We start from the raw sequence: 14,297 nt of genomic DNA, 5'->3' as shown, positions 1-14,297 counted from the left end.
GATAAAGCCTAAAACTGCGTTCTTAATTCATCAAAACAGCTAGGATAAGGTGAGAAATAGCGTTGCTCTGCTAAATACTCATCAGGACATAGACTTAAGCCACGCTGTAATAAATTAAAAGGCTCAGAAAACGCGATATTTCCCTGGCGATATTGTAAAATGGCTTGCGAAAGCTGCTGTTTTTGCTCTGAATTTAACCCTCGCTTAAAATATCCTGCCATATGCATTAATGCATTAGTATGTCCTTCTCTCGTTGGCTCATAGCTTAACGCTTGGAATAATTTATCTCGATAATCTAACGTAAATTGTGTAAATATTGGCTCGTTAGGAATATTCGCCATATAACGACCTAATTCTCGATAAGTGGTTTGCGAGTACGCCATCAGTAAATATTTATATCGACTATGAAATTTAACTAACGCTCCTTTGGTTAATTTAGTCATGACTTGTTGCTGGAAATCAATTAATGCAAAGAATTGAGTAAGAAAATGATCGAGTGATTGAGGTCGTAAAAATTGATCACTGGCTAATTGAGGAATAATAGGCGATAAATCAGTAGGTAACGATTCGTCACCTTCCTTAATAATACCATAAATCAATGAGTTGTTTTTTTTATCAATATTATCAAGTGAAATAATTTGTATTCCTTCATTTTCAAATTCACGGAAAAATTTATCAAACGACACTTGCAATGGCTGAGGTGTGTTACTCATTAATTTGGAAGAAACGCCAAGAAATATTTCTTTTTTTTCCATTATTTTTCCTCTTAGCAAAAACTCTTGTTTTTTCATCGTATAATAGTGCCACGACAAACTACAGAACGCTATAAATAGGTACTTCATGAGCATTGACAGTCTAGGTTTAGCTGTTATTCTCCCCCACTGAAAACCTTAAGGGAACTGTAAGGTAAAACTGTCGTCTAACTGGGAAGTTCTTATTTGCCCTTTTGCTATTTATTTTTGCTTAGTAAATGGACATATATGTATTTCTCTATTGCATATCGAAAACAAGAGTGTTGAGTTGTTATTCTTGCTATCGATAATTGAAATTAATCATCGAGTAAAATAGATTTCTTGACATAAATTCCTTTAAAATGGTGGTTTATGATTTTCTCGATAGAATTAACTAATTAAATAAAAGGTGACCCTGTTGCAAGGCTCAGAATTACAGCAATTTATTATTGATAAACTTGAGGATTCTAAAGCTCAAGACATTATTGCAATTGATGTTCGTGGTAAATCAAGTGTAACTGATTACATGATTATTTGTACGGGTACTTCAAGCAGACACCTTATGTCTGTTGCAGATAATCTCGTTGATGATTGTCGTGAAGCGGGTTTACAACCATTAGGCGTTGAAGGACAAGGTGTTTCTGATTGGATTGTTGTTGATCTTGGCGAAGCCATGATACACGTTATGCAAGAAGATAGTCGCCGTATGTATGAACTCGAAAAGCTCTGGAGCTGAGTTTGAAATTACAGCTCATCGCAGTAGGTAAAAAAATGCCGGACTGGATACAGACCGGCTTTATGGATTACCTTAACCGTTTTCCTAAAGACATGCCTTTAGAACTTATTGAAATTTCTGCCGGAAAACGGGGAAAAAATGCAGATATCAAACGTATTCTAGAAAAAGAAGGCGAGCAAATGCTAGCTGCTGTAGGCAAAGGAAATCGCATTGTCACTCTTGATATTCCTGGTGCTCGTTGGGATACACCCAAACTTGCTGAACAACTTGATAGCTGGAAGCTTGATGGCAGAAATGTCAGCTTACTTATTGGTGGCCCTGAAGGATTAGCTCCAGCATGTAAAGCAGTTGCTGAACAAAGTTGGTCTTTATCGCCTTTAACAATGCCTCATCCTCTTGTTCGAGTGGTCGTAGCCGAAAGTTTATATCGGGCATGGAGCATAACGACAAATCATCCTTATCATCGAGAATAATCAATTGGCGGGTCAGTAAGTGAAGTCAACTAATGGGATGAAGAAAAAAAAGCGTACCCCGTTTCGAGATTATACGGCAGAATCAAAACTGTTTATTCGTCGTGTTCTCGTCGCTTTTACTGTGATCATAATCTTAAGTGGCATACTCGTTTTTAATCTTCATCATTTACAAATTGCTCGCCATGATGATTATCAAACGCGTTCTAATGATAATCGGATAAAGCTCGTCCCAATCCCACCAAGCCGTGGCATCATATATGATAGAAAAGGCGCTCCACTCGCACTTAATCAAACTATCTATCAATTAGAAATCATGCCTGAAAAAGTCGCTAATTTACAAGAGACTCTTGATAGTTTGCGTGATGTTATTGATTTAACAGATGATGATATTGCCGCATTTGAAAAAGAGCGTAAACGCTCACGACGTTTTACCTCAATAGCGTTAAAGACAGATTTAAATCAAGTACAAGTGGCGCGTTTTGCGATTAACCAATATCGCTATCCTGGTTTAGAAATCAAAGGGTTTCAGCGCCGTTATTACCCTTATGGTTCTGCCTTAACCCACGTTATTGGTTATGTTGCAAAAATAAATGATAAAGACGTCGAGCGTTTAGAAAAAGAAGGTATTTATGCTAACTACGCGGCGACTCATGATATTGGTAAGCTAGGTATTGAACGTTATTATGAGCCAATATTACATGGTAAGACGGGTTATGAAGAGGTCGAGGTTAATAGTCGTGGCCGTGTTATTCGTCAACTTCATGAACAACCACCTCAAGCGGGTAAAGATATCTATCTGACTATCGATCTTGAGTTGCAAACCTATATCGAAACGCTACTTACAACAAGTCGTGCTGCCGTTATCGTGACTGACCCACGTAGTGGTGAAATTTTAGCATTAGTTTCAAACCCAAGTTATGATCCTAACCTCTTTGTAGGTGGTATCTCAAATAAAGACTATCAAGGCCTACTGAATAACCCAGATAGACCATTGATAAATCGTGCGACTCAAGGGCTTTATCCTCCTGCCTCAACTGTAAAACCTTTTATGGCAGTTTCTGCGCTTAGTGAAGGCGTTATCAACGCAAATACCACAATTAACGATCCTGGTTGGTGGCAACTTCCTGGCTCTGAAAAACGTTATCGTGACTGGAAGCGTTGGGGACATGGCAAACTTAATGTCACTAAATCTATTATTGAATCAGCTGATACTTTCTTTTACCAAGTCGCTTATGATATGGGGATTGATCGTATATCGACTTGGATGAGTCGTTTTGGTTATGGTGAATATACAGGTATTGACCTCTCTGAAGAGCGTAACGGCATTATGCCAACTCGGGAATGGAAACAACAACGCTATAAAAAACCTTGGTATCAAGGTGATACTATCCCAGTAGGAATTGGCCAGGGTTATTGGACTGCAACCCCAATTCAAATGGCTAAAGCCTTAATGACATTGATCAATGATGGACAAGTGAAAACACCGCATCTACTTTATGGTACAAAATTAGGTAATGAGATGTTACCTTATGTAGATAATGAAACACGCCAAATCGGTGATATAAACTCTGGTTATTGGGAATTAGCAAAACACGGCATGTATGGTGTTGCAAATCTACCTAATGGTACTGGTCGTCGTAGTTTCGCTGATGCGCCTTATAAAGTCGCTGCAAAATCAGGTACAGCCCAAGTATTTAGTTATGAAACTTATAATGCTAGCCAATTAGCAGAGCATCTTCGTGATCATAAATTAATGATTGCTTTTGCCCCTTATGATAATCCAACAGTAGCTATTTCAATTATTTTAGAAAATGGCGGAGCTGGGCCTTCTGTTGGTGATCTCACTCGTCAAATATTTGATCATATTCTACTTGGAGATAACAACACGGATTTACCCGTTTCTCCTCCTTCACCACGGGGCTCAGAGGAGTAATCTCAATGACAGATAATAATAAGAAAAAATCTCTCTGGACTCGAATCCATCTCGATCCGCTACTATTGCTATGTATTATTGGATTGCTTGGCTATAGCGCATTTATTATGTGGAGTGCAAGCGGCCAAGATCCTGACATGATGGAACGTAAATTAGGGCAAATTGCGACCGGCTTTATGGTCATGATTGTTATGGCGCAAATTCCACCTAGAGTTTACGAAAGCTGGGCACCTCATTTATACTTTTTCTGTATTATTTTACTTATTTTTGTTGATGCCTTTGGGCAAATAAGTAAAGGGGCTCAACGTTGGCTTGATCTAGGTATTATTCGTTTTCAGCCTTCAGAAATTGCTAAAATTGCCGTCCCATTAATGGTTGCTCGATTTATGAATCGAGATATTTGCCCTCCTACTTTGCGTAATACTGCAATTGCCTTAGTCATCATTTTTGTCCCGACTTTATTAGTTGCAGCGCAACCCGATTTAGGCACGTCAATTCTTGTTGCTGCTTCGGGATTATTTGTGCTGTTTCTTGCTGGCATGAGTTGGCGATTAATTACAGTTGCATTTGTGCTTATTGCTGCATTTATTCCTATACTTTGGTTTTTCTTAATGCACGATTACCAAAGAGCCCGCGTCATGATGCTACTTGATCCTGAAACAGACCCATTGGGCGCAGGATATCATATTATCCAATCTAAAATTGCAATAGGCTCTGGTGGATTACATGGTAAAGGTTGGTTACAAGGTACTCAATCTCAATTAGAATTCTTACCAGAGCGCCATACTGACTTTATTTTTGCAGTACTTGCTGAAGAATTAGGATTAATAGGTGTTTTAATACTGTTAACTCTCTATATTCTTTTAATTGCGAGAGGACTTTATCTTGCGACTAAAGCACAAAATACATTTGGTCGAGTAATGATTGGCGGATTAATGCTGATATTGTTTGTTTATGTTTTTGTCAATATCGGCATGGTGAGTGGGATCTTACCTGTGGTAGGTGTTCCATTGCCACTGATAAGCTATGGTGGTTCTGCTCTCATTGTATTAATGGCGGGTTTTGGTATTGTTATGTCAATTCATACACACCGAAAACTATTATCAAAAAGTTTATAATGAGGTTTCTATGCGTTTGCAATGGGGTTTGATTGGTATCAGTGCATTGCTACTTTCAGGGTGTGTTGATAAACCCGTAAATAATACTAAGCCGACACCAACATTACCGAATGTTAGGACTGAACGTGTGTTAGGTGCTGAACCTCGTTATGAACCTTATCACCCAACCGCTAATCAAGATTACCGTAAAAATGGTACGATTTATCGTATTGTCAAAAATCCAGGTAATTTCAGTGAACGTGGACAGGCTGTTGTGTATGATGGTTTAGCCATGAGCCGTTTAACAACAATTGGTGAGCGTGTAAACCCTTATGAATTTGCAGCGGCTCATCCAACATTGCCTATCCCTAGCTATGTAAAAATTACTAACTTAGCTAATGGTCGCGCTATGGTTGTGCGCATTAATGATCGTGGTCCTTATACTGATAATAAACAAATACAAGTGACGCCTGCGGTATATGATAGCTTACGACTGATGCCAACAACTCCAATTGTTATTGAAGGCATTGTTGTTGACCAAAATGGTCAAATGAGCGGTATTGGAACTCATGGTGCGCAAATTGAGAAAAAAACGACAGCGTTACCTCAACCACCTGATTTTAAAAATACTCAATCATCGGTGACACCGAGCACCAATACGGTGATTCAATCTCCATCTCTTGACGTTTCAAATTCAGCTCCAGCTCCAGCTCCAGCTCCAGCTCCAGCTCCAGCTCCAGCTCCAGCTCCAGCTCCAGCTCCAGCTCCAGCTCCAGCTCCAGCTCCAGCTCCAAAGCCAGTATCATCCTCTAATACGATAACACAAGGTTATTATGTACAAGTTGGAGCATTGAGTAGTGAAAATAATGCACAAACATGGCTAAATGACTTATCCTCTGCAATAAATACTAAAGGGATAATTAATAAAAGCGATGGATTATATAAAGTTCAACTTGGCCCATATACTTCAAAAGTACAAGCCGACGAGATAAGAAACAGACTGAAACAAGCTAAAGATATTAATGCCTTTATTATTAGTCAATAAAGATAATATTTGCATAAATTTTTTTTATGCCAGCAAACTAAGTCACATCATTTACTTAGTTTGCTGATGTCTTATTTATCAGCCACCCCTTTCCACTGAAATTTCGGAATGCAGAAATCGAATGAAACAGACACTTCCAGCAAAATTACTAAGAACAAGTTTAATTAGCACAACTCTGGCTCTGCTTACTTTTAGTCATTACAGCCTCGCTGATGATTCACTAAAAACAATGATACCTTCTGCTCCTAGTATTGAAGCAGAATCTTATATTCTTATTGATTATAATTCTGGAAAAGTTCTGGCTGAAATGAATCCAGATGTACGTCGTGATCCTGCTAGCTTAACGAAAATGATGACAAGCTACGTAATTGGTCAATCTCTTCGTTCAGGAAAAATTACTGAAAATGACGTTGTGCCTATCGGTGAAGATGCTTGGGCAACAGGAAACCCGGTTTTTCGTGGCTCTTCTTTAATGTTTTTAAAACCAGGAGATAGAGTTACCGTTTCTCAACTAACTCGTGGTATTAACTTACAATCAGGTAATGATGCCTGCGTTGCAATGGCTTCTTATATTGCAGGAAGTCAAGACACATTTGTCACATTGATGAATGACTATGTTAAACGTCTAGGTTTACAAAACACTCAATTCCAAACAGTGCATGGTCTTGATGCTCCTGGTCAATATAGTACAGCGCGTGATATGGCTCAAATCGGGGCAGCGCTTATCCGTGATGTCCCTAACGAATATGCAATTTATAAAGAAAAAGAATTTACCTACAATAATATTCGTCAGACTAATCGTAATGGCTTATTGTGGGATAAAAGCTTAAATGTTGATGGCATTAAAACAGGCCATACTGACGCTGCGGGTTATAATCTAGTTGCTTCAGCAACAGAAGGCGATATGAGACTTATCTCTGCTGTGATGGGAGCTCATTCTTCAAAAGGTCGTGATAATGAAAGTAAAAAATTACTGACATGGGGTTTTCGCTTTTTTGAAACAGTAAAACCACTGCAAGTGGGTAAAGAGTTTGCAGCAGAGCCTATCTGGTATGGTGATACAGATAAAGTCCAATTAGGTGTTGATAAAGATGTTTATCTTACAATCCCTCGTGGTCGCCTTAAAGATTTAAAAGCAAGCTATGTGTTAGATAACGTTGAATTACATGCACCTATTGCTAAAAACCAAGTTGTAGGAACGATTAATTTTCAACTTGATGGGCAAGTCATTGAACAGCGCCCTCTTGTTGTGATGAAAGAAGTTAAAGAAGGTGGCTTCTTCAGTCGTATTATTGACTACATTAAATTATTATTTTCACATTGGTTTGGCTAAGACTTGAAATGGCTAAATGTGGTCATATATAACTAACATATAGATATTGGCATATATACATTTACCATCCTGATATTTAACCTCATCACCAATATCGCATCCTTTTACTAAAGGGATGCGGTTTTTATTTTGCTATCATGCTATCAATAGATAACTAAAGCACAAAGAGTGATGATTGAAGCAACATCTGTTGCCAAAAGGAATAACGATGAATACAAAATTAAACGAACTATTAGAATTCCCTTGTTCATTTACTTATAAAGTCATGGGACACGCAAAGCCTGAATTAGTTGATCAAGTTGTTGAAGTGATCCAACGTCATGCACCTGGTGACTATACTCCGTCAGTTAAGCCAAGTAGCAAAGGCAACTATCACTCTGTCTCTGTGACAATTAACGCGACACATATTGAACAAGTTGAAACGCTATATAAAGAATTAGGTGAACTTGAGCTGGTACGCATGGTGTTATAATTCTATTTCATCTTAACCTATTTCAATTACCTCGCCCTAAAAAGCGAGGTAATTTTTTATTAAACCAACTATTATCTATCGCTTTATTTATCTCGATGAATAATTATTTTTAATTGTTACAAAATATAACGCCTTCACAGTATAAATAAGCCTATTCTTCTCTTTTCTCAACGTCCATTTATATTTTTATAACATTGATTATATAAGGATATTTCTCATTAAAAAAAATAATTATAATAATAAAAATTTTATAATATATATATACTCTTAATAATTGTAATATTTGGTTGCAATTAAATAAATCTATTAAAAACTATAAAGCAATATAAAACGCTCTCACTTAATTTATTTTTAGATCATTAATCTAAAAAGTTAACATCTAATGAATAAAAAAATAAACAAAAGCTAAATGAATGAACATTAATAATATTATCAACGCTAATAATGAGTATAAGATACTCGCTATTAGCGTATGGATAGCTATCAGTTTTATAGCATTGCTATTTTTTCATCTTTATTTTTCTTTAATTATTTAAGTGAAGAACATGAATAATACTTTTTTAGAGAATTTGCGTAGGAAAAAACCTATTTCTTACTTAGTCATACTTTCTCAGTTTTTATTTCCCGTAGCTTTATCCCTAACTCCAGCAATACAAGCTTATGCATCAACAAACGAAAAACAAACTGTCGATAATGAACGCTGGTTAGCACAACAAGCAAGCCAAGCAGGAACTATTTTATCTAGTGATAATAGTAAAAATGCGGCCTCTCAATATTTATTGAATCAAGCAAATAATAAAGTGAATCAAGAGATTGAACATTGGTTAAATAAATATGGTAAGGCACAAATAAACTTAGGTGTTGATAAAGATTTCACGCTTAAAAATACAGAAGCTAAAATAATTGTTCCTTTATATGAAAATGAGAATTATCTTTTATTTAATCAAACTGCATTTCACCGTAGTTATGATAGGAACCAAGGTAATTTAGGTTTTGGGATACGTAAATTTGATGAAACACAACTTGTTGGTTTCAATACTCATTTCGACCATGATTTTTCAGGTAATAATAGTCGAGTAGGTTTTGGTCTTGAGTACCGTCGAGATTATTTTTCAATTAGTTCAAACTACTATAATCGTTTAACTGGTTGGAAAAATTCAGATATTGTTAAAGGTTATAATGAACGTCCTGCTAATGGATGGGATATTAGAACACAAAGCTATCTTCCCGCTTATCCTCAGTTAGGGTTAAAAGCGAATTTCGAGCAATATTATGGTGATAATGTTGACTTGTTTAATAACACATCAAAACTAACAAAAGATCCTTATGCAGTCACAGCAGGCCTTGATTATACTCCATTCCCATTATTGACTTTAAACGCACAGCATAAATTAGGTAAAAGTGGTGATAATGATACTCAAATTGGTATTTCTTTAAATTACCAATTTGGTACGCCAATTAAAGCACAATTAGACTCAAGCAATATAAAAGCATTACGTTTACTTGAAAATAGCAAATATGATTTTGTTGATAGAAACAACAATATTGTTTTTGAATATCAAGAACAATCTTACTTATCCTTAAAAACGCCTGATTTAATTGAAGGATATAGTAATGAACAAAAAGCAATTAATATTAGTATAGAATCTAGTGCAGGGCTTGATTACATCGACCTAAATGCCAATGATTTTATCGCTAATGGAGGTAAGGTCATTCAGCAAAGCCAGAATAATTATTTACTCTACCTTCCTTACTATAATTCTCAAAAAGGCGCTCTAAATACCTATAATATTATTGCAACAGCATATGATAAAAAGGGTAAAGCCTCTTCACCAGAAGCCACTAAAGTTGTCGTACTAAATGATAGTGCGATAGAAAAAGCCACGATAGCCGCTTCACCTCAAAAAATAGGTATTGATGCGTCTTCAGTAGTAACTTTAAATATTACAAATAGTGCTGGCGATCCTATTGAAATAGATGATGCTAACATCATTCTGAAAGACAATACACAAGGGGTACTTTCAGACACTCATTACAATGCTAAAGAAAAAGCTTATCAAGCCAATTTTATTAGTACAGCGCCTGGTAAAGCCATTTTCTACGCTTATTTTAACAATACACTTCATCAAGATATCTCAACGACTGTCACTGTAGATAAACAAATCTCTAGTTATGATAATTTAACGCTAAAAGCTGATAAAAATGATATTACTTTAGGGAATTCAACTGATTTACGATTGACATTCTTTGATAAAAATAACAAACCAATAAAACTAGATAACGCCAATATCGTTTTAATCAATAGCGAGAAAGGGAGTATATCGAAAACAACTTATGATGATTCAACGCAACAATATATCGCAACCTTTACAAGTAAAGATATTGGTGACGCTGTTTTTCAACCTTCAATTAATAACGAAATTGTTAATGAAACAAAAGAAACCGTAAAAATCTCGACATTTAAAACGGTTAAATTAACAGCTAATAATCAAATGTATGTCGGTGATACATCAAAACTCGTCATGAAAGTGTTAGATGATGCAGATAATCCGATGGCGGTAGATAATGCTAAAATTCAAATCGTTAACATTGATAATCAAACGGGTGATGGGATTATTACAGAGACAACCTTTAATCCAACAGATAAGAGTTATACTGCTGATTTTACAGCAACCAATTTAGGTAAAATCACCTTCTATCCTTATATTGCCAATGTGCCTTATGCTGATAGCAAAGCCGATACAACGATTATTTCACTTAACGATAAATATAAGATTATTTCGCTCAATGCTAACCCTGAAAAAATCTTACAGAATGAAACGTCCATTATTACTACCGAACTACAAGATAACCAAGGTAAACCAGTCACCGATGTCCCTGTTGAAATTACATTAAATACCGCAGCAGGAACAATCAGTAATACAACGGCAGTATCAGGAAAACCAGGATATTATCAAGCAACTTATACGGGAACGCAGCCAACAACTGCACTATTTGGTGTCAATATTCATGGTCAACAAGATAATGATGCACAAACAAAAGTGGTTGTTTTAGGTGCTAATGATCTTAAAGCAACATTAGCAACAAATAAATCCCAGTTAGATTTAAATGAAAGTAATCACAGAGCTCAATTAACATTGACCTTGACTGACCAAGAGGGGAATCCGTTAACTAACGATAACGTAATGATTTATCAAGAAAATCCTACTCATGGTTCGCTTTCAATCACTAAAAAAATCAGTGCGACACAATATACAGCAGGTTTTGATGCAACAAATACAGGAACAGCTAAATTTTTTGCAACACTAGAAGGTATTCCTTTAACTACATCAGTAGATATTGCCATTATTGATAGCGCACCAGTTATCAATTTAAATAGTGCCACAATAGATGCCGATCCTACACATTTATATGGTTCTTCTGCAGAACAAAACCAAAATACACGTAGTGCAAATGGTGATTGGAGAAAAGCGAATATTACATTAGATATCAAAGATCAGTACGGGAATTTATTTCACCCTGATGTTCCTATTGATATTGTCATTAAAAATACACTTAACGGGAAAGTTTCTGAAGTTGTAGAGGTAAAACCCGGAGAATATCAAGTTGTTTATACGCCAACTGAACGTAACCGTCCATTTACTGCGACATTCTATGCAGTAATCGATAATGTCAGACAAAAATCTATTTCGACGCAAATCATTGTTGATCCATTAAAACATGACTTCGTAACTGGTGGTAACTTAATAGCAACGCCTACCAATATTGAAGTGGGTGATAGCTCTGAGCTGACTGCTATATTCTATAATGATCAGAACAAGCCGTTTATACCTAAAGAACAAGTTGAAATACGTTTAGCAAGTGCATCATCATCATTAGGTAAAATAAGTGATACCACTCTAAAAGATAAAACGTATACAGCCATATTCAACAGTAAGCAAATTGGTAGCGCAGATTTTGAAGTTTATCTCGATAATCAGCGTTATAACGACGGTAATACAACAGCACAAGTTATTATCACCGATAGATATAATGCGACATTAAATGCAACACCTGAAAAAATTCGTCTTAATCAGCAATCAACACTTAATCTACAAATAAGAAATCATGATGATAAGCTTATTAATGCAGGTAGTGATGTGCAAATTATTATGAAAAGTGCCTCAGGAACTCTTAGCACGACAACCTATAATGACAGCACGAAGACTTATTCTGCGATATTCACGGGTAAAAAGGTAGGAGATGTCGAGTTTATTCCTGTTATCAATGGCCAAGCTCATAGTGAAATTGTTGCTAATGTGATGGTTGAAGAGTTATTTACTTCTGCCAATATGGATAGAGAAGCGTCACCAATTACATTAAATAAACAATCAGATGTCTATTTGAGCTTTAAAGATGCAAGTGGTACAAATATCAACGTTGATAATGCGAATATTATATTAAGCACTCCAACACTAGGTAATTTAACCGCGACAACATGGGATAATACCAATAAACGTTTTGTTGCTACCTTTACAGGTACTGCGATGGGCACTGCAACATTTAGTGCTACTGTAGATAATAAAACTATAGATAATATTAATACATCTATTGTAATTAAAGATAACCCTGATGCGTTTTATCATCCTGAGTTAACACCTTCACCTAGCACCATTAAGGTAGATAACACATCAGAAATAGCACTATCAATTCAAGATGTTGACGGTAATTTAACAAAAGGAAACAGTGCAACCATTATTTTAGAAACGCCAACATTAGGTACGTTATCTGAAACAACATGGGATGGCGAAAATAATGTATATAAAGCAATCTTTACCGGTAGCAATGTAGGTAAAGCCCAATTCTCAGCAACTATCAATAATAAAGTTAGACAAGCTAAAACATCAGTACAAATTAATGAGGCTTATTCTCTCGCTAAATTAACGCCAAACCCTAGTACCATCAAAATTGGCAATACATCTAACTTAATATTAGCGCTGTCTGATGAGACGGGAAATCCTGTTAGAATCAATAATGATAATGTGAGTATTAATCTTAATACCCCAAAATTGGGTACATTAGGAAAAACAACATTTGATACAAGCGAGAAAGTCTATAAAGCAACATTTAATGGTACAACAGAAGGTACAGCACAATTTAATGTATCTATCAATGGAACCGTTCGTAATGATATACACGCAAATGTCATTGTTGAGAAAATCTATGACAGTGCAACATTGGTAGCGTCCCCTTCGACTATTTATACTGGCAAAAAATCGACATTAACGCTGACATTTAAAGATGCTTCAAATAATCCGATAGAGGTAAACGACGCCAATATCGTTTTACAAGATGCTGATATAGGTCAGTTAACGAATACCACTTACGATAAAACACAAAAAGCCTACATCGCCACCTTTACAGGTACATTATCAGGTAATGCTAAATTTAATGCTGCCATTAACAATAATATTGAAGAATCCATTAATACTACAGTAATCGTGAAAGAGGTGTCTGAAGATGATTTTATTTATCAACTGACTAGCTCTCCAGATTCTATCTATATTAATGATAAGTCAATACTGCAATTCACAATAAAGGATAACAGTGGTAAGGATGTTTATATCAATGATCTTAGTATCGCGATAAATGCTAATACGCCTTATGGCGAATTAGGGAAAACGACTTATGACAAAAATACAGGAGTTTATTCGGCAACCTTTACAGGTAAAAATGAAGGCATTGCAACGTTTTATGTTATCGCTCAGCAACAAGTGTTGAATAATGCAACAGCGTCTGTGACCGTGAATAAAGTTGTACCTATCACCGATATTGCATATATCAATTCTAACAATTATTCGTTTGCATTAGATGAAGGTTTTCCAAAAACTGGATACCGTAATGTGACATTTAATTTTGTCATGAAGAATGACACTAAAGCGAGCGATTATACATGGTCATCTAATCAATCATGGGTTACCGTTGGTAAAAATAATGGTGAAGTGAAATTATCAGGAAAACCAACAAGCGCAAATAAAACGGTAACAATAACGGCAAAACCGAATGTTGAAGGTAAAGGCACTGCATTTACTTATACATTTACTCTTGAGCATTGGTTTACCTTCTACGGTGGAGAACCAATGGCAGCACCTTATGCATGGCAAAGATGTGAACAAAATGGACTTGATACAACACCTGCAAATCTACTGACTTTAGGCCTGAATAAACGTGGTGTAGGGACTGTTTACTCAGAATGGGGTAAAGGTGGTGCCGTATTCCAAGTATGGTCTTCTGATACAGAGGGCTCTAATGTTGCTTATGTCAATTTAACTAATGGACTTATACAATATGCCGGTGGATTCCATCAGTTTGATCCGGTATGCAAAACAGATTTATAACAAAGTACGCTTAATATCATAATTTAAAAAAATTTCTAGCAGGCCTAATTTCGGTTAATTACCGCAATTGGGCCTTTTACTTTCTTTTAATAGATAGATT

9 protein-coding genes are annotated in these 14,297 nt (G+C 36.0%); 8 read left to right on the top strand and 1 reads right to left on the bottom strand.

The window, feature by feature from the left end:
* Positions 1-8: 8 nt before the first annotated feature.
* The gene (locus M983_RS12995; protein WP_066751615.1) at positions 9-755 is read right to left on the bottom strand and encodes a YbgA family protein; all 747 of its coding nucleotides are present in this window, start codon (positions 753-755) and stop codon (positions 9-11) included.
* 385 nt (positions 756-1,140) lie between these two features.
* Here M983_RS12995 and rsfS point away from each other — a divergent pair, with 385 nt between their 5' ends.
* From rsfS to M983_RS12955, 8 genes are all read left to right on the top strand, one after another.
* Complete coding sequence (gene rsfS / locus M983_RS12990) at positions 1,141-1,467, top strand: ribosome silencing factor (RefSeq protein ID WP_074388174.1); 327 nt, start codon at positions 1,141-1,143, stop codon at positions 1,465-1,467.
* Between the two features lie 2 nt (positions 1,468-1,469).
* Entirely contained in the window at positions 1,470-1,940 is a 471-nt protein-coding gene (rlmH, locus tag M983_RS12985) for a 23S rRNA (pseudouridine(1915)-N(3))-methyltransferase RlmH (RefSeq protein ID WP_066751610.1), read from the top strand.
* Between the two features lie 37 nt (positions 1,941-1,977).
* Entirely contained in the window at positions 1,978-3,873 is a 1,896-nt protein-coding gene (gene mrdA / locus M983_RS12980; protein ID WP_066751606.1) for a peptidoglycan DD-transpeptidase MrdA, read from the top strand.
* A gap of 5 nt (positions 3,874-3,878) precedes the next feature.
* On the top strand, positions 3,879-4,991 hold the full coding sequence (gene mrdB / locus M983_RS12975) for a peptidoglycan glycosyltransferase MrdB (protein ID WP_066751604.1): 1,113 nt from the start codon (positions 3,879-3,881) through the stop codon (positions 4,989-4,991).
* Positions 4,992-5,001: 10 nt separating this feature from the next.
* Positions 5,002-6,015 carry an endolytic peptidoglycan transglycosylase RlpA gene (gene rlpA / locus M983_RS12970; protein ID WP_066751601.1) on the top strand — a complete coding sequence of 338 codons (1,014 nt, stop codon included), beginning with the start codon at positions 5,002-5,004 and terminating at the stop codon, positions 6,013-6,015.
* Positions 6,016-6,136: 121 nt separating this feature from the next.
* The gene (dacA, locus tag M983_RS12965) at positions 6,137-7,348 is read left to right on the top strand and encodes a D-alanyl-D-alanine carboxypeptidase DacA (RefSeq protein WP_066751598.1); all 1,212 of its coding nucleotides are present in this window, start codon (positions 6,137-6,139) and stop codon (positions 7,346-7,348) included.
* Positions 7,349-7,556: 208 nt separating this feature from the next.
* Entirely contained in the window at positions 7,557-7,820 is a 264-nt protein-coding gene (gene ybeD / locus M983_RS12960; protein ID WP_066751596.1) for a DUF493 family protein YbeD, read from the top strand.
* Between the two features lie 545 nt (positions 7,821-8,365).
* The gene (locus tag M983_RS12955; protein ID WP_066751593.1) at positions 8,366-14,197 is read left to right on the top strand and encodes an inverse autotransporter beta domain-containing protein; all 5,832 of its coding nucleotides are present in this window, start codon (positions 8,366-8,368) and stop codon (positions 14,195-14,197) included.
* Positions 14,198-14,297: the final 100 nt, after the last annotated feature.

It is taken from the genome of Proteus myxofaciens ATCC 19692 (genome assembly GCF_001654855.1).
In the GTDB taxonomy this organism is placed as follows: domain Bacteria; phylum Pseudomonadota; class Gammaproteobacteria; order Enterobacterales; family Enterobacteriaceae; genus Proteus; species Proteus myxofaciens.
Note: the sequence above shows the minus strand (reverse complement) of the source record. Positions and strands in the feature narration are given on the sequence as shown.